This window comes from Sphingomonas flavalba (assembly GCF_047553045.1).
In the GTDB taxonomy this organism is placed as follows: domain Bacteria; phylum Pseudomonadota; class Alphaproteobacteria; order Sphingomonadales; family Sphingomonadaceae; genus Sphingomonas_L; species Sphingomonas_L flavalba_A.
Genome location: NZ_CP180208.1, coordinates 342,212 through 363,030, shown reverse-complemented (window position 1 = coordinate 363,030; position 20,819 = coordinate 342,212). Strand labels below are relative to the sequence as shown.

Sequence of the window (20,819 nt, the reverse complement as noted above, 5' to 3'; positions counted from 1 at the left end):
CCTCTCAATCTTCCTTTTTCGCGACGAGCGCGTTCATTTCGGCCGTGTCGATGTCGCGGCCGAAATCGGGGTTGACGCCCAGCATCGGCCCGGTGCGCTCGATCACCCGCTTGACCACCGGCGCCGCCGTCCAGGCGGCGGTGGTGAAGCCGAAGGTGTCGGCCGTGCCCCTGGGCGAGTCGAGCATCGCGATCACAACATAGCGCGGCGCGTCCATCGGAAACACCGCGGCGAAAGTGGACACGTTGTTGCGCCGGTTATAGCCGCCGTTCGAAGGCTTTTCCGCCGTCCCGGTCTTGCCGCCGACCCGAAAACCGGGTGCATCGCCCTTGCGGCCGGTACCGTCCTCGACGATCAGGCGCAGAAGCTGGCGGCTGCGGAAACTGGTCGCCTCGCTGTAGACGCGGTGGCCGGCGGGCACCTTGTCGGCATCGCGGCGCAGCAGCGTCGTCGGCCGCCAGATGCCGCCGTTGACCAGCGTCGCATAGGCGTTGGCCAGCTGCAGCGGCGTCACGGCAATGCCGTGGCCATAGGCGGTGGTCATCACCGTCGTCCGCGCCCAGAAGGACGGGACGATCGACGCGCCCTTCTCGCGCAGCTCGATATCGGGCGGGCCGTAAAAGCCGAGCGCGCGGAAATTCTTCTCCATCATCGCCTGCCCCATCGCGTCGGCGATGCGGGCGGTGCCAATGTTGGACGAATGGACCAGAATCTCCGGAATGGTGAACGAACCCTTGGCCGGGTGGTCGTCACGAATGCGGAACCGGCCGACCTGCAACGGCGTCGACACATCGTAACGCTGGCCCATCGACGTTATGACGCCACTGTCCATTGCCGCCGCGACGGTCAGCGGCTTGAACGTCGAACCCAGTTCGTAAACGCTCTGGGTCACGCCGTTGCGGCGGGCGTCCTCCGGCGACGCGCCGACCCGGTTGGGATTGAACACCGGCAGCGACGCCATCGCGATCACCTCGCCGGTTTCCACGTCGAGCACGATACCGGTGCCGCCCAGCGCGCTGTGTTTGACCATCGCGGCGTACAGCTCGCTTTCCATCGCCGCCTGCACCCGGCTGTCGATCGACAGCGCCACCGGCTTGCCGCGGGTCAGCGGGTCGGTCAGCCGCTTGTCGAGCACCCGCTCCATGCCCTGCCGGCCATGCCCGTCGATGTCGAGATAGCCAAGCACGTGCGCGGCCAGCGTCGCCTGCGGATAGACGCGCTCCGGCTCGCGCGCGAAGGCGATGCCCGGCTCGCCCAGCGCATTGACCGCCGCCACCAGCTCGGGCAGCGCGCGGCGGCGCAGATAGGTGAAGGTCAGGTCCGATCGCAGCAGCTGGTAATAGGCATCGGCATCGCGCTCCGGCATCAGCCGGGCCAGCGTCTCCGCCAGCTTTCGCTTGTCGCCGATCACCTTGGCCGGGTGGATGCCGATCGACCAGGCGTCGATCATCCGTGCCAGCGGCACGCCGTTACGGTCGACTATGTCGCCGCGCGGCGGAATGCCGGCGGCAATGCCGCTGCGCACGGCGGCCGCGTCGCTGAACACCGCCAGCCAGACCAGCCGTGTCGCAACCGCAACGGTGCCACCGATAAACAGCAGCATCAGCAAGGTCAGCCGAAAATGCGAAAGCGCGACACTCTGGCCGCGCTGGCTTGCCTGGCGGAATCGGCGTGGTGACGCGACCAGCGCGGTCACCGCCCCCCCGCCTCATGCGCTTCCCGCGCGGCGCGGCGCGACAGGTCGTCCAGCGTTCCGGCATCCAGCATCGCCACGCGCTGAAGCCGCGCCTGCGGCGCCGCGTCCGGCCGCGCGGGCACGATCTGCGCGGCGGCCCGCAGCATGTCCGGGCGGCCGCCGGACGGATCGGCCGGCCCGGCATTGCTCGTCCGGCGCGTCTCGACCGCGCGGGCGACGACCGGCATCGCGGCGCGCACCGCCGGCTCGGCGCTGACCAGCGCGACCTGAACGACATTGGGCGTTTTCGCGGCAGGACCGACCTGCAGCGAAGCGAGCTGGACCTCGTTGCGGTACTGCTCGGCGCTCGGCGCGGACAGCGCCAGCACCTCGCCGTTCCACCGCTCCAGTTGGCGCAGGCTGCCCCGCGCCGCCAGTTCGGTCTGCAGGTGACGAATGTCGCCGTTCACCCGGCTGATCTCGGCGTTGACCGCGTCCAGCCGGCCACGCTCCGCCGCGACCCGCGACGAGATCAGATACAGGACCAGCGCCGCGACGGCGACCGCCAGAATCCAGCCGATCGGGCGAAGGCGGTGGGCGATCATCATGCGTCTCCTGCGAAGGGCCAGGCGGGGGCGGCGGTGCGGCTGGCGACGCGCAACGTCGCCGAACGCGCCCGTGGGTTGGCTTCCAGTTCGGCCGCGCTCGGGCGGACCGGCTTGGCAACCGCATCAAAGGTGGGGGCGCGGCCTACCGGCGCCGCCGGCAGGTGGCGGGAACCGGCGGGGGTGGCGCCGCTGCGGATCCGCAGGAAGCTCTTCACCATCCGGTCCTCAAGACTGTGGAAGGTAATGACCGCCAGCCGGCCGCCGGGCTTCAGCACCCGTTCCGCCGCCGCCAGCCCATCCTCCAGCTCGCCCAGCTCGCGGTTGATATGGATGCGGATCGCCTGGAAGGCGCGGGTCGCCGGGTCCTTCTTTTCGCCGGGCCGGTGGCCGACCGCGCGGCGCACCACCGCCGCCAGTTCGCCGGTACGCGCGATCGGCCGTGCCGCGACAATGGCGCGGGCGATGCGCCGGGCGCGCGGCTCCTCGCCGTAGCGATAGAGGATGTCGGCAATCAGCCCCTCGTCGGCCTCGTTGACGAAGTCGGCGGCGCTCGGCCCGGCCTGATCCATCCGCATGTCGAGCGGCCCGTCGGCCTGAAAGGAAAAGCCGCGCGGCGCCTGGTCGATCTGCATCGACGACACGCCAATATCCAGGCCGACGCCGTCGACCGCGCCGTCGACGACCGCATCCATCCGCGAAAATCGCTCGTGGATCAGGGTCAGCGCGCCATCGGCCTCGGCGACAAGCGCCTGCCCGGCGGCGATCGCGTCAGGGTCGCGGTCGAGGGCGATCACCGTCGCGCCCCGCGCCAGGAGCACACGGCTATGGCCGCCGGCGCCGAACGTGCCGTCGACGACGCGCTTGCCGGGGGCCGGGGCAAGGGCGTCGACGAACGGGTCGCGCATCACCGGAACATGCGGCTGGGTGGCGGGCTGGGCGGCGGTCATCCCTTGCCCCCCTTCTTCCACTGGCTGAGGCAGAACAGCGCGCGCTCCTTGAACGCCGGGTGGACCTTGGCGTCGGCCTCCAGCAGTTCCGGGTTCCAGATCTCGAACGTGTCGCCCAGCCCGGCGAACAGCACCGGACCGGTCTTGTCGAGGCCGGCCTTCATCGCCGGGAACGGCGGCAGGACGAACCGGCCGCTCGAATCGTAACTGGCGATGTCGTTCAGCGCGAAGGCCAGGCGGGCGGCGTTGGCGTCGACGGTTTCGCCGGCATCGAGCCGGGCGTCGGCGCGGCTGCCGTATTTGGCGCGATTGGCTTCGAGGTAGGCGGGGTCGAAGCCGATCAGGCACGGCGCATTGGCACTTTCAGCGATGATGACGCGGGATTCCGCGCCGTTGCGGTCAAGCGCGGCACGCAGGAAGGCGGGGATGGCGGCGCGACCTTTCGCGTCGATCCCGGTCACCGCCATGCCTGAATATGCCTGCCTGTCGCTCACCTGCTGCCCTTCGCGGGCGGTGAACAAGCTTCCCCGATCCGAAAAGCGGCTCGCGCCGGCCTTTCGGTGTCGTGCGTGACACAGGGAAATCTCCCGCCCTGCTCCAATGCATACTTGGAGCAGATGCGGGATACAACGGGATTTTACGGGATTTTACGGGAATCTATGGAGAGGTTTCTCCAACCCGCTGGAATCCGGGGGGTTTCGCGGACGCCAAAAACGGCGTTCGCGGGATGTTCCGCCCGGTTTTAACCATGGTTACAGGTGCTTGGCACCGAAAGCTGAGGCGCGGGCATGGCGAATCGGCCATGTCAGCGGCCGGGGGCGTTGGCGGGGGGCGCCAGCTTGCGATCGCTGTTGGTCGCCTCGGCGGCTTTTTCGACATCGGTCATCCCGGCACCGGGGGCGACGCCGATCTCGGCCAGCGGCTCCCTGGGCGCATCGACGACATTGCCGGCGCCGCCCGGCACCGCCGCGGCGATCGCCGCATTACCGTTCGCCGCGCTCTCGTCGCTATTCGCCGATTGAAGGATGGCGGCCGTCGCCGCCGCGATCAGCAGGACCACGGCCAGGCCGGTGAGGCCAACCCGCACACGCTGCATCCGGAGCTGCCTTTCGTCCACGCGCATCGCGCCTAGGCTAGCCTGTTCCGCCGCCGCTGTCGAACGCTCAGCGCGCCGTCAGCCAGCCGGGCACCGGCAGCCCCTTCGCCGCCAGCCATTCGGGATTGTAAAGCGTTGACAGGTAACGGAAACCGGTATCGCACAATATCGTCGCGATCCGTTTGCCCGGCCCCAGCTGGCGGGCCAGCGCCATCGCCCCGGCGACATTGATCCCGCTCGACAGGCCGACACACAGCCCTTCGTCGCGGAGCAGCGCGAACAGCTGTGCCAACCCGTCCTCGTCGGAAATGCGGAACTGGGTATCGATCGGCGCACCGTCGAGGTTGGCGGTGATCCGCCCCTGGCCGATCCCTTCCGCCACCGAATTGCCCTCGGCCTTCAGCTCGCCGCAGGCGAAATAGCTGTAGAGCGCGGCGCCGTGCGGGTCGGTCAGCGCGATCGTCACGTCCGGGTCTTTCGCCTTGAGGCCCAGGCCGACGCCGGCAATGGTGCCGCCGGTCCCCGCCGCGCAGGTAAAACCGTCGACCCGCCCGTCCATCTGCGTCCAGATCTCCTCGGCGGTGCCGCGAATATGGGCGCGGCGGTTGGCGATATTGTCGAATTGATTGGCCCAGACCGCGTTTTCCGTCTCCTCCGCGATCCGGCGGGATGTGTGGACGAAATGGCCGGGGTTGGAATAAGGCGCCGCCGGCACCAGCACCAGTTCGGCGCCAAGCGCGCGCAGCGTGTCCATCTTCTCCCGGCTCTGCGTCTCCGGCATGACGATGATCGTGCGATAGCCCTTGGCGTTGGCGACCAGCGCCAGGCCGATGCCGGTGTTGCCGGCCGTCCCCTCGACAATGGTCCCGCCGGGGGCGAGGACGCCGCGCGCCTCCGCATCCTCGACGATGTACAGCGCGGCACGGTCCTTAACCGAAGCGCCTGGGTTGGCATATTCGCATTTGGCGAAGATTTCGCAGCCGGTTGCCGCACTAGGGCCGTTGAGGCGAACGAGCGGTGTGTTACCGATCAGCGCGAGCGTGTCGGAAGCGATCATACCCTGCCGATAGCCGAGCCCAGGCGAGTCCGGCAAGCAGGCAGTGCTTGCAATCCGCAAAGGAAAAATACGGCCAAACCGCCATCAACCCTTGACTGACCCCCACGCGCCCGCGAAAGGGTGCCCCCGCCATGAAGCACACCCTTCCCCTCGCCGCCGTAGCGGCTCTCCTCACCCTCGCCGCCTGTGACAGCAAGCCCGAGGTCCTCGACACCAACCCCGATCCGATGGCGACCGAGCTGGCCAACGCGCCGCCCGTCGAGCTGCCGCCGTCGGTCAAGTCCAGCGTCAGCTATCGCTGCAAGGACAACCGCGTCGTCTATGTCGACTTCATGTCGGACGACAAATCGGCCAACCTGCGCCTGCAGCGCACCGATCTGCCCGCGCACGTGACCGCGGAGACCGAGGGCGAGGCGATGTCCGGCAACGGCTGGTCGATCTCCGGCACCGGAGAGACGGTCAACATCGGCATCAACGGCGACGCGCCGCAAAGCTGCAAGAGCTAAGAACCGCCACGCCATTCAAGGCATAACGGCCGGCGGAGCGATCCGCCGGCCTTTTTCATGGCGCTCAGCCGACGATGTGCTGGTTCTGGCGGGTCCAGGCGACCGCGCGCCGGCGCAGCACCGCCTCGTCGATCGGCCGGACGCCGATGTGGGCGACATAGGGTCGGTCGTCGGGCTGCGGCATCATCCGCGCATAGGCCGGGTTGCGCTCGGCAATCTCCCGCGCCCGTTCATGGACGCTGCGGGTGTCGGTCGGGTCGGGCAACAGGTGGATATGGGCCGGCGCCGGCAGGCCATAGCTTTCGCGCATTTCGCGCACCGCTTCCTCCGACACCTCGACGCGATAGGCAATGCCCTCGCCCTCGCCATAGGATACCGGGTCGCCGAGCAGCCGCACGCGCCAGCCCATGCTGATGAACAACGGCAGCAACCGCACCTCCGAAAAGGCGACATAGCTTTTGATGCCGCGGGCCAGTGCCACTTCCAGCGGCGTCAGCATCAACATCGCGCGTCGGCGGCGGTTATGGTCGCGCCCGCCGGTCTCCAGGCAGAACCCGCGGCTGAACTCCCAAACATCCGGGCCGTTCAGCCCGTCCGGGCCATCGGCCAGCGCGTCCGGGAACACGTCGACCAGCATCGAACGGTCGGCGGTCGGCCGGTACCGGCCGGACATCGTCACCCGCCCGGCGCTGTCGAAACCAATGCCGTAAATCGCCAGATCATCATCATAACCGTCGATTTCGCGGCCATCCGCGGTCACCGGCAGGTGCCAGCCCAGTTCATCGACGAATACCGTCTTGCGGCGACGAAACAGATCGTCGAGTTCACGCTCGTAGAGCGAGCGATTCTCCCTCGTCACCAAATGCAGCACTACACCCGCCCTCCAGCCGCCGACGCGCGACGGTTTCAGGAATAATAGGCAATATTTCGGGGGGATAAAGCGGGAAATCGAGTCTCTGTGGTAAGAAGCAGCCCGCGCCGGGCGGCGATTGCCACCGCGTCCTGCTGATTCTTCGCACCCAGGATCGCCGCCGCACGGCGCGTTGCGTCGCGGATCGCCGCCACACTTGCCCCGCTTGCCGCGGCGATTTCGTCCGGGCAATCGCCGAGCAACAGCCGTCCCAGAATGAAACGCTGGCGCACTGTCAGGCCGCAGGCCGTCGCCGGTTGCGACGCAATCGCGTGCAGCTCCACCCCCCGCGCCGCGTAGAGCACGGCATAGCCGCGCACCCGCGCCCGCGCTTCGGCCGAAGGCGGCGCGGACAGGCGGACGATCAAACCGTCATCGTCGCAGGCCACATCGGTGTTGTCATTCAAAAGAACCAGTTCGGGCATGTCGCCGAACAGCGCCTGCGCCGCCCCGTCGCCGACGCGGGCGCAGACATGGCCGGCAATGCCGTCCTCGCGCAGCGCCTCGGCGAAGGCGCCAACCAGCGTCTCCAGGCTGTTTTCGATAATCACCGCCGTGCGAAGGCGGGGATAGGCCGATGGCGGCGGGCCGCCGGCTGCGGCGTGAACGGCCATGCGTCAGGCCTCCCGTGAAACACTGTCGTCCCGCGATAGACCGCCCTGGTTAACAGCCGGTTTGCGCGCCGCCGGTAAGCCTCCCTTAAATCTTGTTCACTAAACCGCACGGACGAGTGCACCATTGAAGAACGATCCGCCCTCCCCGGCCGACTGGTTCGGCCCCGGCTCTGCCGCTCCGGCGGCGCAAGACGCCATGGCAACGGCGCTGGCACTGGCCGGCGTCGGGCAATGCCGGCTGACCGGGCTGGACGCGTCGGCGCAGGTCGATCCGATCGCCGCCGCCCTGCTGAAAATCGGGCCGGCACCCACCGCACGGGCCTTGCTCCGGCTGGTCGCGCCCGCGGACCGCGCCGCGCTGTTCGCCGCTATTCGGCAGGCCCTCGCCGGGCAGGGTGCCCGGCTCGCCGTCGGCTGGCTGGTCGACGAAGCGGTTGTCCACAGCGACATCACCCTAAGCCTTGGCGGCACGGCGGATCAGCGGGTGCTGGTCGCGACGATCGTCGACCGCACCCAGGAACGCGAGGAAATCGCCCAGTTGCGCCGCCGCAACAAGCATCTGTGGCAGACGGTCGATCTCAACCCGCAGCTGCCCTGGCTGGCGGAACAGGATAAGGGCGTCACCGCCGTCACCGAACGCTATCTGAAGCTGGTCGGGCTGAAAGAGGAGGAGGCGCTCGGCTTCCTCGGCTGGATGAAGGTCATCCACCCCGAAGACCTCGAAAAGATGCAGGCGACGGTCGGCCGGGCGATGATGCTCGGCGAGGCGACCGACGTGCGCCTGCGCTTCCGCGTCGCCAGCGGCGAATATCGGTGGATGCGCTCGCAATGCTTCCCGCTGCGCGACGAAAGCGGCACCGTTCTCCAGTGGTACGGCTATACCGAGGACATTCACGAAATCGTCCTCCAGGAAATCGAGACCCGCTGGGCGGCGGAGCATGATTCGCTGACCGCGCTGCCCAACCGCGCGCTGTTCAACCGCCGGCTGGACGAAGTGATCGCCCATGCCGCGCTTGATATGAGCCGGGTCGGGCTGATGGTCCTCGACCTCGACCATTTCAAGGACGTCAACGACCTGTTCGGCCACGACGCCGGCGACCGGCTGCTGATGCAGTTCGCCAAGGTGCTGCAGAACAGCGTGTTCGTCGAAGGGACGATCGCCCGTCTCGGCGGCGACGAATTCGCGGTGCTGCTGCCCAACCTCGAAAGCCCGAAGGTCATGGAAGACCTGATCGAAGCGATCTTCGCCGGGCTGAAAACCCCGATCAAGCTCGACGGCCGCGATTTCGACTGCCGGGCCAGTGCCGGCTGGGCGATCTTCCCGACCCAGGCGAACAACGCGTCGGAACTGTTCAAGCACGCCGACATCGCGCTTTACGAGGTGAAGAACACCGGCCGCGGCCGCTACCTCGCCTTCGAACCGAAGATGAAAAACGCGATGCAGCGCCGGGTCGCGATGATCAACCTCGGCCGTGAAGCGGTGGAGAACGGCCGGCTGCTCCCCTACTACCAGCCGCAATATTCGCTGGAAACCGGCGCGGTGCTCGGCTTCGAGGCGCTGCTGCGCCGGCGCGACCGCAGCGGCGCGATCTGTCTGCCCGGCACGATCTACGAAGCATTCCAGGACTTCGAGGTTGCCGAAGCGATCGGTATCGAAATGCTGAACATGATCGTCGCCGACATGAAGATGTGGCGCGCTCAGGGCCTGGATTTCGGCGTGATGTCGATCAACGCCTCGACCGCCGAATTCCGCAACCGCGACTTCATTCAGCGGCTGATCGCCCATGCCGACGGTGCCGGCATCCCGCGCGACCGCTTCTGCATTGAAGTCAACGAGGACGTGTTCGTCGGCCGCGCCGCGCCGCTGGTCAGCCAGATGATTCTGGAACTGAAGCACGAAGGCTTCGGCATCTCGCTCGACGATTTCGGCACCGGCTACGCATCGCTGACCCACCTGCGCGAAATTCCGGTCGACGCGCTGAAGATAGACCGCAGCTTCATCATGGATCTGTTCGGCGAAACCGGCAACGGCACCGACAGCGGCGCGATCGTCTCGGCGATCATCAAGCTCGGCCACTCGCTCGGCATGACCGTCGTAGCCGAAGGGGTGGAAACCCGCCGCCAGGCCGCCTTCCTGAAACGCCACGGCTGCACCGTCGGCCAGGGTTTCCTGTTCGGCTATCCGTCACCGGCGGAAGTGGTGACCGAACTGCTCACCGGCGCCCGCCGCATCGCCTCCTGATCGCCCGCCGCAATCAGCATTCCGGCGCCATGCCGGCCATCCGCCGCTCCATCTCCTCGGGGGAAACGTCCTCGATATGGGTGGCCAGCATCCATTCATGGCCGAACGGGTCGCGCAACCGCCCGGCGCGATCGCCGTAGAACTGATCCTCGACCGGCCGCAGCGCGGTCGCCCCGGCGGCGACGGCGCGCGCGAACACCGCGTCGACATCCGTGACATACAGCAACAGGGTGCCGGTCGTCCCGCCCAGCCCGCGTGGACTGCGCGTGTCGCTCTCCGGGGACTCGTCGGCCAGCATCATATGCGAATCACCGATGCGAATCTCGGCATGGCCGATCTTGTCGCCCCACGGCAGCCGGAACAGTTCGACCGCGTCGAACACCGCCCCATACCAACGGATCGCGCCATCGGCATCGTCGACGGTCAGATAGGGGGTGAGGGTATGAAACCCCTCGGGGATCGGCCGCGCCATCGTTGCTCTCCTGCGATTCGGAACGGGGCGAAGCATCGCCGCTTTCCACCGTCGCCGCAATTCAGGCTGACAGGGCCGTCGCGGCAGGCTACCGGATCGGCCCATGACCGAGATCACGCCAGACATCGTCGCCGAACACGGGCTTTCGCCGGAAGAATATGACCGCGTCCTCGCCGCGCTGGGCCGCACGCCCAACCTGACGGAACTCGGCATCTTCTCCGTCATGTGGTCGGAACACTGCTCCTACAAGTCGTCGCGCCTGCATCTGAAGAAGCTGCCGACCACCGGCCCACAGGTCATCTGCGGCCCCGGCGAAAATGCCGGCGTCGTCGATATCGGCGACGGGCAGGCGGCGATCTTCAAGATGGAGAGCCACAACCACCCGTCCTACATCGAACCCTATCAAGGCGCGGCGACCGGTGTCGGCGGCATCCTGCGCGACGTGTTCACGATGGGCGCGCGCCCGGTCGCCAACCTGAACGCTTTGCGTTTCGGCCGGCCCGACCACCCGAAGATGCGTCACCTGATCGCCGGTGTCGTCCACGGCATCGGCGGCTACGGCAATTGCGTCGGCGTGCCGACGGTCGGCGGCGAGGTGAATTTCCACCGCGCCTATGACGGCAACATCCTCGTCAACGCGATGACCGTCGGCGTCGCTGAAACCGCGAAGATATTCTATTCCGCCGCGTCCGGCGCCGGCAATCCGATCGTCTATGTCGGCTCCAAGACCGGCCGCGACGGCATCCACGGCGCGACGATGGCGTCGGCCGAATTCTCCGAGGATTCGGAAGAAAAGCGCCCGACCGTACAGGTCGGCGATCCGTTCACCGAGAAACTGCTGATCGAGGCCTGCCTCGAACTGATGGCCTCCGACGCGATCGTCGCGATCCAGGACATGGGCGCCGCCGGCCTGACCTCGTCCAGCGTCGAAATGGCGTCGAAGGGCGGCGTCGGCATCGTCCTCGACATGGACGCCGTCCCCTGCCGCGAAGAAGGGATGACCCCCTACGAAATGATGCTGTCCGAATCCCAGGAACGCATGCTGATGGTCCTACAGCCCGGCCGCGAGGCGGAAGCGGAAGCGATCTTTCGTAAGTGGGAACTTGATTTTGCCGTGATAGGCCAGGTGACAACCACCGGTCGCATGGTCCTCAACTGGCGGGGCGAGACCGTCGCCGACATCCCGCTCGCCCCCCTCGCCGATTCCGCCCCGCTCTACGACCGCCCCCATGTCCCGACGCCGAAGCCGGCGCCGCTCACCGACGTGCCGGCTTCGACCGACATCGCCGCCGACCTGCTGAAACTGATGGCGTCGCCGGACCTCGCCAGCCGGCGCTGGATCTGGGAACAATACGACCACATGGTCGGCGCCGACACCGTCCAGCGCCCCGGCGGCGACGCCGCGGTCGTTCGCGTCCACGGCACGCAGAAAGGTCTGGCGATCAGCACCGACTGCACCCCGCGCTATTGCTACGCCGACCCCTATGAGGGCGGAAAGCAGGCGATCGCCGAATGCTGGCGCAACCTGACCGCCGTCGGCGCGACGCCGCTCGCCACCACCGACTGCATGAATTTCGGTAACCCGCAGCGGCCGGAGGTGATGGGCCAGTTCGTCGGCTGCATCGAGGGCATGGCGGAAGCGTGCACCGCACTCGCCTTCCCGATCGTCAGCGGCAATGTCAGCCTCTACAACGAAACCCGCAACGACGACGGCACGACCAGCGCCATCCTGCCGACCCCGGCGATCGGCGGCGTCGGCCTGCTCGCCGACTGGAGCCGCTCGGCGACCGTCGCGTTCAAGGCGGAAGGCGAAGCGATCGTGCTGATCGGCGCCACCGCCGGCCATCTCGGCCAGTCACTGTGGCTGCGCGAGATCGCCGGGCGAGAAGATGGCCCGCCGCCGCCGGTCGACCTGACCGCTGAACGCCGCAACGGCGATTTCGTCCGCGATCGCATCGCCGACGGCACGCTGACCGCCGTGCATGACCTGTCGGACGGCGGCCTGCTCGTCGCGCTCGCTGAAATGGCGCTTGCCGGCAATCTCGGCGCGGCGCTCGCCGCCCTGCCCGCCGGCACCGTCGCCCGCGACTGGTATTTCGGCGAGGATCAGGCCCGCTATCTGGTGACGACCGCCGACTCAGACGCGCTCGTCGCCGCGGCCGATGCCGCCGGCGTAGAGGCCCTGCTGGTAGGCCAAGTAGCTGCCGACGCCATCACTGACCCGGCAAATGCCGTCGCCCTGTCCCTCACCACCCTTCGTTCCGCTCACGAAAACTTCTTCCCGGACTTGATGGGCAATTGAGAGACCTGAGACTGTCTCTGCTCTCCGCAGCCCGACATCCAGCGATGCGGCACGCGTAACGCTCCGCCAGCCGCTGACGATGATTGGCGCGGATGCAGCTTCAAATGTCCTTGGCATCCGGCTCCGTTTCGCGCGAGCCGCGCCCCTCCCCCGAAAGGGAGGGGCGCATGGATCAGCGCCGCGAATTCTGTGGCGGCGTTTCCGGCTCCGCCGGAAGATCGGCCGCCGGACGGGCGCTCATCGCAAGCGCGGCGGCGACCCCGGCGCCGTAAGCGGGGTCGCAGCGGGTGCAATTGTCGATATGCCGCTGCTTTATGAAGGCTGGTGCATCGCCCATCGCCCGCGCCGTATTGTCGAACAGCACCTGCTGCTGCTCCGGCCGCATCTGCTGGAACAGCTTGCGTGGCTGAGTGAAGTAATCGTCGTCGTCATCGCGGAAATTCCAGTGCGCCGCGTCGCCGCTGATGCGCAGCGGCGGCTCGCCATAGTCGGGCTGCTGCTGCCACTGGCCGAAGCTGTTCGGCTCATAATGCGGACGACTGCCGTAATTGCCGTCTACCCGCCCCGCCCCGTCGCGATGATTGCTCATCACCGGGCAGCGCGCGGCGTTGACCGGAATCTGATGATAGTTGACGCCGAGCCGGTAACGCTGGGCATCCGCATAGTTGAACAGACGCGCCTGGAGCATGCGGTCGGGCGACACGCCGATTCCCGGCACCAGATTAGACGGCGCGAAAGCGCTCTGCTCGACATCGGCGAAAAAATTTTCCGGGTTGCGATTGAGCTCGAACTCGCCGACCTCGATCAGCGGATAATCGGCCTTGTACCAGACCTTGGTCAGGTCGAAGGGGTGGAAGCGATAGGTTTCGGCGTCCGCCTCCGGCATGATCTGGACATACATCGTCCATTTCGGGAAGTCGCCACGCTCGATCGCCTCGTACAGATCGCGCTGGTGCGATTCGCGGTCGTCGCCGACCAGCGCCGCCGCCTCCGCATCGCTCAGATTGTCAATGCCCTGTCGGGTCTTGAAGTGGAATTTAACCCAGAAGCGCTCGCCCGCCTCGTTCCAGAAACTGTAGGTATGGCTGCCGAAACCATGCATGTGGCGATAACTTTTGGGCAGGCCCCGATCGGACATCACGATCGTCACCTGATGAAAGGCTTCGGGCAACAGCGTCCAGAAATCCCAATTATTGGTGGCGCTACGCATGTTGGTGCGCGGGTCGCGCTTCACTGCCTTGTTAAGATCGGGGAATTTGCGCGGGTCGCGCAGGAAAAAGACCGGGGTGTTGTTCCCGACCATGTCCCAATTGCCTTCGTCGGTGTAGAATTTCAGCGCAAAGCCGCGAATGTCGCGCTCGGCATCGGCGGCGCCGCGCTCGCCGGCGACGGTCGTGAAGCGCGCGAACATCTCGGTCTTCTTGCCGATCTCTGAAAAAATGCTGGCGCGGGTGTAGCGGCTGATGTCCTGGGTCACGGTGAACGTGCCGAAAGCGCCCGATCCCTTGGCATGCATGCGTCGCTCGGGGACCACCTCACGCACAAAATTGGCGAGCTTCTCGTTGAGCCAAACATCCTGAGCCAGCAAAGGCCCGCGCCCGCCGGCCGTGAGGCTGTCCTGATTATCGGGCACCGGCGCACCGAATGCCGTCGTCAGATGGGAAACCGGACACTGGCCGGCGTCGGGGTGTGTCTTGGTCATGGCAGCTTCTCCTTCCGAAATGACGACGGTCTTTGTTAGCCGCATGGTGCCAATTCACCAGCGTCATAAAAACTGTCACCCTTATCGAAAAACCCGATGACTATTCGGCGCCGCGCCTCGGACAAAGAAGTGCGACGTCATAATTCCAGCGATCCGAACGGCCTCAGGCGACCGAGCGAAGCAGCAGAGGCTGCTCAAATGGTCACCGAGAACGGGCGCGCAAAGCCACAAGCAGGCCAAATACAATCAAATGCTTCAGTGATGGTGGGCGCGGCAGGGATTGAACCTGCGACCCCACCCGTGTGAAGGGTGTGCTCTACCACTGAGCTACGCGCCCAAATATCGGGTCGTGGAGGCGGGATTGCCCGCATCTGGCGCGTGGTGGCGCCCTCCGCACCGAAAGGGATCAGGCAAGGCCTAACCGCTCCGGTCGCGGCGAAATAGCATCCGCCACGTGATTGTCCAGCCCGTATCGCGCCGGACGGAACGGTGCCGGCGCGGGGGTCGCCCCCGCGCCGGCCGAACGATCAGTTGACCGAGTCCTTCAGGCCCTTGCCCGCCTTGAACTTCGGCTGGCTCGACGCCTTGATGGTCATCGGCTCGCCGGTCCGCGGGTTGCGGCCGGTGGACGCCTTGCGCTTGCTGACCGAGAAGGTCCCGAAGCCGACGAGGCGCACTTCGTCACCCTTCTTCAGAGCGGCGGCGATCGAGTCGAACACGGCCTCGACGGCCTTGCCGGCATCCGCCTTGCTCAGGCCCGAACCGTCCGCGACGGCACCGATCAGCTCTTGCTTATTCATGCCCTGGGAACCCCCTAAATTGAGCTAAATATTGGATCATGGCTTTCAGCCGGGCGGCAGTAAGGCGCGTGTTGCGGTGCCTGTCAAAGCAAAAGCGGCAAAAAACACCGTATGGCCGGCGGCAACCCTATTTTTCCCACATATCGTTCCCGCTCAATGCGTCCGCCCGGCGCTACCGTCGCCAACCACCGGCGGCAGGGCAGCGGGCGGCTGCGCGGCCAGCTCATCCGCCTCCGTCCAGTCAATCGGGGTCAGAGGCTCGGTAAGCGCCAGTTTCAGCACCTCATCGACATGGGCGACCGGCACGATGGTCAGCCCGTCAACGATATTCGCCGGAATCTCGACCAGATCCTTCTCATTATCCTTTGGAATCAACACGGTAGTTATCCCGCCGCGCAACGCCGCCAGCAATTTCTCCTTCAGGCCGCCGATCGGCAGCACCCGACCGCGCAGGGTCACCTCTCCGGTCATCGCCACATCGCGGCGCACCGCGACGCCGGTCAGCGTCGAAACGATCGACGTCACGATGCCGATGCCGGCCGAAGGCCCGTCCTTCGGCACCGCGCCTTCCGGCAGGTGGATATGAATGTCCTTGCGCGCGAACAGGCTGGGCTTGATGCCATAGGCCGGGCTACGCGCCTTGACGAAACTGAGCGCCGCCTGGATCGACTCGGTCATTACCTCACCCAGCTTGCCGGTGGTGCGGGCGCCGCCCTTGCCCGGCACCGTCACCGACTCGATGGTCAGCAATTCGCCGCCGACTTCGGTCCACGCCAGTCCGGTCACCGCGCCGATCTGATGCTCTTCCTCGCCGATGCCATGGCGAAACTTCCGCACGCCGGCATAGTCGGCCAAGTTGTCCGGGCCGATCTCCACCTTCTCGATCTTGCCTTCGAGAATGCGCCGAAGCGCCTTGCGGGCCAACCGGGCGATCTCCCGCTCCAGCGTGCGGACACCGGCCTCACGGGTGTAATAGCGGATCAGATCGCGAAGCCCGGCGTTGGTCAGCACGAACTCGCCCGGCTTCAACCCGCTCGCCTCGACCTGCTTGGCGATCAGATGGCGTTCGGCGATCTCAACCTTCTCGTCCTCCGTATAGCCTTCCAGCCGGATGATTTCCATCCGGTCGAGCAGCGGCTGCGGCAGGTTCAGCGAATTGGCGGTGGTGACGAACATCACGTCCGACAGATCAATGTCGATTTCCAGATAGTGGTCCTGGAATTTGTTGTTCTGTTCGGGGTCGAGCACCTCGAGCAGCGCCGAGGCGGGGTCACCACGGAAATCCTGCCCCAGCTTGTCGATCTCGTCGAGCAGGAACAACGGGTTCGATGCCCCCGCCTTTTTCAGGTTGGTGACGATCTTGCCGGGCAACGAACCGATGTAGGTGCGCCGGTGGCCGCGGATTTCCGCTTCATCGCGCACGCCGCCCAGCGATTGGCGGACGAACTCGCGCCCCGTCGCCTTGGCGATCGAGCGACCGAGCGACGTCTTGCCGACGCCAGGCGGGCCGACGAGACAGAGGATCGGCCCTTTCAGCTTGTTGGTCCGCGCCTGCACCGCGAGATATTCGACGATCCGGTCCTTGACCTTCTCCAGCGCGTAATGATCCTCGTCGAGCGTGCGCTGCGCCTCTGCGATATCACGCTTCAGCTTCGATTTCTTGCCCCAGGGCAGGCCGAGCAGCACGTCCAGATAATTGCGGACGACCGTCGCCTCAGCCGACATCGGCGCCATCGTCTTCAGCTTCTTCAGCTCCGACGTCGCCTTGGCTCGTGCCTCCTTGGACAGCTTCAGCTTGGCGATCCGCGCCGCCAGTTCGGCAATCTCGTTACCGTCATCATCGCCTTCGCTGCCCAGTTCGCGCTGGATGGCCTTCAACTGCTCGTTCAGATAGTATTCGCGCTGCGTCTTCTCCATCTGACGCTTCACGCGGCTGCGGATCTTCTTCTCGACCTGCAGCACGCCCAGTTCGCCCTCCATGAAGGCAAAGCTCATCTCCAGCCGCCGGGCCGGATCGCTTTCGACAAGCAGCGCCTGTTTGTCGGCCACCTTGATCGAGATATTTGCGGCGACCGCATCGGCGAGCTTCGACGGATCGTCGATCTCAGCGAGCTGCACGGCGGTTTCGGCCGGCAGCTTCTTGTTGAGCTTGGCGTAATTTTCGAACTGCTCGACAACCGAGCGCATCAGCGCTTTGATCTCGTTGCCCTCGACCGTCGTCTCCTCGACCTTGGCGATCGTGGCGACAAGATAGGTGCCTTCCTCCTCCAGATTATGCAGGGTCGCACGGTGGCGCCCCTCGACCAGCACGCGCACTGTGCCGTCGGGCAGTTTCAGCAACTGCAGCACCGTCGCCAGCACGCCGAGGTCGTAAAGGTCCTCGCGGCGCGGGTCGTCCTCCGCCGGGTCGAGCTGCGAGACAAGGAAAATCTCCTTGTCGGTGGCCATCGCCTGCTCAAGCGCGGCGACAGACTTCTCGCGGCCGACAAACAGCGGCACGATCATCTGCGGGAATACCACGATGTCGCGAAGCGGAAGGATCGGATAAACTGTTTTCATGCAAACTCCGGCGGCACCTGCGCGGTGCGGTTCGCGCCTTATATGGTGTGCGGGTGCGCGGCATCAATCACGCGGATGGTTGGCGGGATATAAAGCGTATGGCGGCAGTGGCATTTTGCGCATGATCCGCCTAACAAGCCGGCAGATGGACGTCACCCACCTCCGCGTCGCGCTGTTCAGCGGCAACTACAACTATGTGCGCGACGGTGCGAACCAGGCCCTGAACCGGCTGGTCGGCTATCTGCTCCGGCAGGGGGCTGCCGTCCGCATCTATTCCCCGGTCGTGCCCAACCCGGCTTTTCCACCGACCGGCGATCTGGTCGGAATACCCGCCCTGCCCTTTCCGGGCCGTACCGAATACCGCGCACCGTTGCTGATTCCGCCCAGCGTGCGCCGCGATATTGCTACCTTCGCCCCCAATGTCGTCCACGTTGCCAGCCCGGAAATACTCGGCCATCGCGCGGTCAGCCTGGCGCGGCGGCGCAGCATTCCGGTTGTCGCCTCGGTCCACACCCGGTTCGAGACCTATCCGCGCTATTACGGCCTCGCCTTCCTGGAACCGCTGGTCGAGGCGATGCTGCGGCGCTTCTACCGGCGCTGCGATGCGATTGTGGCGCCTTCGGAATCGATGGCGCAACTGCTGCGCGAACAGCGGATGAGCTTCGACGTCGGCATCTGGACGCGGGGGGTGGACCGCACCGTTTTCAACCCCGCCCGCCGCGATCTTGCCTGGCGCCGATCATTGGGCATTGCCGACGACGCGGTGACGATTGGCTTCGTCGGCCGGCTGGTGATGGAAAAAGGGCTGGACGTGTTTTCGGACGCAGTCGACCAGTTGGAACGGCGCGGCGTTCCCCACCGGGTCCTTGTTGTCGGCGACGGGCCAGCGCGGGACTGGTTCCAGCGCCGGCTGCCGCAAGCGGTGTTCGCTGGCTTTCAGGGCGGCGGCGACCTTGGCCGCGCCGTCGCGTCCATGGACATGCTGTTCAACCCATCCGTCACCGAAACGTTCGGCAACGTGACGCTGGAAGCGATGGCCGCCGGGCTTCCGGTCGTCGCGGCGGTCGCCACCGGCAGCCAGAGCCTGGTGCTAGATGGGGTCAACGGCAGGCTGATCCGCCCCGGCGCGATCGAAGCCTTTGCCGACGCGTTGCAATATTACTGCGAAAAGCCGCAGGCCCGCGCCGCCTCCGGCCACGCCGGCGAGCGGATCAGCGAACGTTTCGGCTGGGATCAGGTCAATCAGGCCCTGGTCGACACCTATCTCCGCCTCGTCCGCCAGCGTGCCGCCGGCGGTACGCCACCCCGCGCCAGCCCGGTCCCGTAAGCAACCGAGCGGGTTACGCGACACTCCGCGCATCAAACCGGCGCGCGTCCGGTTTCGGTCGCATCGTATTCTGAAATCGTTTACAAATAATGGCTCGCTGGCGGCGCAAGGATATCAACCATGTCATTCCACCCTTTGGTGTCAGATATCGCCTGGGGTAGCTGGCGGTTGTGCGAAGCGGGCGCCGCCCCGCGCGAACGGATCGACGCGGCGCTGGAGGCGGGGTTCACGCTGTTCGACACCGCCGATATTTACGGTGAGCCATCCCACGGTTTCGGCGCGGCCGAAACGCTGCTCGGTCAGGCGTTGCGCGAGCGGCCATGCCTGCGCGATCGCATCTGCCTGGCGACGAAAGGCGGCATCCGTCCCGGCATCCCCTATGACAGCTCCCGCGCCTATTTGCTGGATGCGCTCGACGGATCGCTGCGGCGCCTGGGGGTTGAGCGGATCGACCTGTATCAGATCCACCGCCGCGACTGGCTGACCGCGCCGGACGAACTGGCCGCGACACTCGACGACATGATAACCAGCGGTAAGATCGGCGCGGTCGGCCTGTCCAATTATGCGCCATCGGAAGCGGCCGCGCTACACGCATTCATCGGCGCGCCAACTCGGTCGACGCAGGTCGAATTTTCGCTGTGGCAACCCCAGCCGCTGCACGACGGTACACTGGATGACGCAATGACCCGCCGTGCCGCCGTCCTCGCCTGGTCGCCGCTCGGCGGCGGTCGGCTGGAACAATGCGCCGCACCGCTCGCGAAAGCGCTGCGCGCCCTCGGCACGCAGCACGGCGTGGACGATGCCGCGATTGCCCTGGCGTGGGTAATGGCCCATCCGGCGCGGCCGATCCCCATCGTCGGCTCGCAAGCACCTGAACGCATCCGGCGGGCGGCCGATGCCAGGCGCGTGGTGTGGACCCGGCAGGATTGGTATACCCTACTGGAAGCGGCGACCGGCCAGCCCCTCCCCTGACCACCCGTGCGCACGGGCGCCCGCCCGATGGGCGAGCGCCCTGGCTTTCGCGCCTATTTGAAACCAAGCGTCCGCAGATACGCCGCACTGGCCTGCAACGCCTTTTGCGGGTCGGCAACAGTGTCCTGCTCGACGAAATAATGCTCAACGCCCACACGCTCGGCAGCCGAAAGGATCGCCGGCAGGGCGATGGCACCGTCGCCAAGATAGGTCATGTAGGGGAAAAGCTTGATCCACTGGTCAGGCGTCCCGCCGTCCCCCTCGAAATGATGAATCTGCTTCATGTCTTTCAGATGCATCAGCCGATAGCGATTGCCATGACGGTTCAGGTAATCGATCGGATCGGCGCCGCCGGCGACGGTCCAGTAGATGTCGAGTTCCAGGAAAACCAGCGCCGGATCGGTGGCCTGCAACAGCAGTTCGAGCGGAACCTGCCCGTCCATCGGCTTCAGACCGTAGCCATGATTGTGATAGGCGAATTTCACGCCATGCTTAATGGCTTCCGCGCCGACCCGGTTGAACAGCTCGGCCGTGCGCTTGTAGTCGTCGAGTGACTTGCGCCGGTCCGCCGGGATCGACGGGAGAGTCACATAACCGGCACCGAGTTGGTGGGCGGCCTCCGCCAGCTGGCCCATCCGCCCCTCTAGCGTATGCAGGTCGGTGTGCATCGACGGCACCGACATGCCATTGCCCTTCAGGATGGCGAGCGCCTCAACCAGCGTCTTGCCGAAAAAGCCGCTTCCCGAAAAGCCGAGGTCGGGCGTGATCCGTTTCCAGCTTGCGATCTGCTGCGGATCGCTGAACGTATATGGGCCGAAGGTCTCGATCTCACGATAGCCGAGTTCCGCCAGAAAGGTGATGGCCCCGGCGAAATCCTGCTCCAGCATCTTCGGAATCGAGAAGAGCTGGACACCGAACTGCCGCGCCCGCCCACCGGCCAGGGCCGGGGCCGCGCCGAGCACCATCGCCGTAGCACCGGCGCGCGCGAGAAACTGGCGTCTATCGATCATCATTCATCCTACTCCCTGCA

The 20,819-nt window shown here is 66.1% G+C and carries 18 protein-coding genes and 1 tRNA gene; 5 read left to right on the top strand and 14 right to left on the bottom strand.

Annotated elements, in window-relative coordinates:
* Positions 1-4 precede the first annotated feature (4 nt).
* The 6 genes from ACMT1E_RS01760 to ACMT1E_RS01735 all read right to left on the bottom strand — a co-directional run bounded on the left by ACMT1E_RS01760 (position 5) and on the right by ACMT1E_RS01735 (position 5,383).
* The gene (locus tag ACMT1E_RS01760) at positions 5-1,696 is read right to left on the bottom strand and encodes a peptidoglycan D,D-transpeptidase FtsI family protein (protein ID WP_414901858.1); all 1,692 of its coding nucleotides are present in this window, start codon (positions 1,694-1,696) and stop codon (positions 5-7) included.
* Complete coding sequence (locus ACMT1E_RS01755) at positions 1,693-2,280, bottom strand: colicin transporter (RefSeq protein WP_414901857.1); 588 nt, start codon at positions 2,278-2,280, stop codon at positions 1,693-1,695. The genes ACMT1E_RS01760 and ACMT1E_RS01755 overlap by 4 nt, the downstream gene beginning before the upstream one ends.
* Complete coding sequence (gene rsmH, locus ACMT1E_RS01750) at positions 2,280-3,230, bottom strand: 16S rRNA (cytosine(1402)-N(4))-methyltransferase RsmH (RefSeq protein ID WP_414901856.1); 951 nt, start codon at positions 3,228-3,230, stop codon at positions 2,280-2,282. The genes ACMT1E_RS01755 and rsmH overlap by 1 nt, the downstream gene beginning before the upstream one ends.
* The gene (locus ACMT1E_RS01745; RefSeq protein ID WP_414901855.1) at positions 3,227-3,724 is read right to left on the bottom strand and encodes a division/cell wall cluster transcriptional repressor MraZ; all 498 of its coding nucleotides are present in this window, start codon (positions 3,722-3,724) and stop codon (positions 3,227-3,229) included. Before ACMT1E_RS01745 ends, rsmH begins: the two co-directional genes overlap by 4 nt.
* A 311-nt stretch (positions 3,725-4,035) precedes the next feature.
* Complete coding sequence (locus ACMT1E_RS01740) at positions 4,036-4,326, bottom strand: hypothetical protein (protein WP_414901854.1); 291 nt, start codon at positions 4,324-4,326, stop codon at positions 4,036-4,038.
* A gap of 67 nt (positions 4,327-4,393) precedes the next feature.
* Entirely contained in the window at positions 4,394-5,383 is a 990-nt protein-coding gene (locus tag ACMT1E_RS01735) for a cysteine synthase A (RefSeq protein ID WP_414901852.1), read from the bottom strand.
* Between the two features lie 131 nt (positions 5,384-5,514).
* Between ACMT1E_RS01735 and ACMT1E_RS01730 the strand changes: the two genes are divergently transcribed.
* A complete protein-coding gene (locus tag ACMT1E_RS01730) occupies positions 5,515-5,889 on the top strand; it encodes a hypothetical protein (RefSeq protein ID WP_414901851.1) in 375 nt (124 codons plus the stop codon).
* A gap of 64 nt (positions 5,890-5,953) precedes the next feature.
* Here ACMT1E_RS01730 and ACMT1E_RS01725 read toward each other — a convergent pair whose 3' ends face one another.
* Positions 5,954-6,748 carry an acyl-homoserine-lactone synthase gene (locus ACMT1E_RS01725; RefSeq protein ID WP_414901849.1) on the bottom strand — a complete coding sequence of 265 codons (795 nt, stop codon included), beginning with the start codon at positions 6,746-6,748 and terminating at the stop codon, positions 5,954-5,956.
* Positions 6,749-6,795: 47 nt separating this feature from the next.
* A complete protein-coding gene (locus tag ACMT1E_RS01720) occupies positions 6,796-7,413 on the bottom strand; it encodes a hypothetical protein (RefSeq protein WP_414901847.1) in 618 nt (205 codons plus the stop codon).
* Positions 7,414-7,537: 124 nt separating this feature from the next.
* On the opposite strand from ACMT1E_RS01720, the gene ACMT1E_RS01715 reads away from it, so the two are divergent.
* Positions 7,538-9,655 (top strand): putative bifunctional diguanylate cyclase/phosphodiesterase, encoded by a 2,118-nt coding sequence (locus tag ACMT1E_RS01715; protein ID WP_414901846.1) that lies wholly within the window; start codon positions 7,538-7,540, stop codon positions 9,653-9,655.
* Positions 9,656-9,668: 13 nt separating this feature from the next.
* Here ACMT1E_RS01715 and ACMT1E_RS01710 read toward each other — a convergent pair whose 3' ends face one another.
* Positions 9,669-10,127 (bottom strand): VOC family protein, encoded by a 459-nt coding sequence (locus tag ACMT1E_RS01710; RefSeq protein ID WP_414901844.1) that lies wholly within the window; start codon positions 10,125-10,127, stop codon positions 9,669-9,671.
* 103 nt (positions 10,128-10,230) lie between these two features.
* Between ACMT1E_RS01710 and purL the strand changes: the two genes are divergently transcribed.
* Entirely contained in the window at positions 10,231-12,429 is a 2,199-nt protein-coding gene (gene purL, locus ACMT1E_RS01705; RefSeq protein WP_414901842.1) for a phosphoribosylformylglycinamidine synthase subunit PurL, read from the top strand.
* A gap of 172 nt (positions 12,430-12,601) precedes the next feature.
* On the opposite strand, the gene ACMT1E_RS01700 is transcribed toward purL, so the two are convergent.
* The 4 genes from ACMT1E_RS01700 to lon all read right to left on the bottom strand — a co-directional run bounded on the left by ACMT1E_RS01700 (position 12,602) and on the right by lon (position 17,490).
* Complete coding sequence (locus ACMT1E_RS01700) at positions 12,602-14,131, bottom strand: catalase (protein WP_414901841.1); 1,530 nt, start codon at positions 14,129-14,131, stop codon at positions 12,602-12,604.
* Positions 14,132-14,393: 262 nt separating this feature from the next.
* Positions 14,394-14,468, bottom strand: a tRNA-Val gene (locus tag ACMT1E_RS01695).
* 190 nt (positions 14,469-14,658) lie between these two features.
* Positions 14,659-14,931: an HU family DNA-binding protein gene (locus tag ACMT1E_RS01690; protein ID WP_136161200.1), complete on the bottom strand. Its 273-nt coding sequence runs from the start codon at positions 14,929-14,931 to the stop codon at positions 14,659-14,661.
* Between the two features lie 153 nt (positions 14,932-15,084).
* Entirely contained in the window at positions 15,085-17,490 is a 2,406-nt protein-coding gene (gene lon / locus ACMT1E_RS01685; RefSeq protein WP_414901840.1) for an endopeptidase La, read from the bottom strand.
* 145 nt (positions 17,491-17,635) lie between these two features.
* On the opposite strand from lon, the gene ACMT1E_RS01680 reads away from it, so the two are divergent.
* Together ACMT1E_RS01680 and ACMT1E_RS01675 are read left to right on the top strand one after the other, a co-directional pair.
* The gene (locus tag ACMT1E_RS01680; RefSeq protein WP_414901838.1) at positions 17,636-18,817 is read left to right on the top strand and encodes a glycosyltransferase family 4 protein; all 1,182 of its coding nucleotides are present in this window, start codon (positions 17,636-17,638) and stop codon (positions 18,815-18,817) included.
* Between the two features lie 120 nt (positions 18,818-18,937).
* Positions 18,938-19,789: an aldo/keto reductase gene (locus ACMT1E_RS01675; protein WP_414901837.1), complete on the top strand. Its 852-nt coding sequence runs from the start codon at positions 18,938-18,940 to the stop codon at positions 19,787-19,789.
* Between the two features lie 53 nt (positions 19,790-19,842).
* On the opposite strand, the gene ACMT1E_RS01670 is transcribed toward ACMT1E_RS01675, so the two are convergent.
* A complete protein-coding gene (locus tag ACMT1E_RS01670) occupies positions 19,843-20,802 on the bottom strand; it encodes a sugar phosphate isomerase/epimerase family protein (protein WP_414901835.1) in 960 nt (319 codons plus the stop codon).
* Positions 20,803-20,819: the final 17 nt, after the last annotated feature.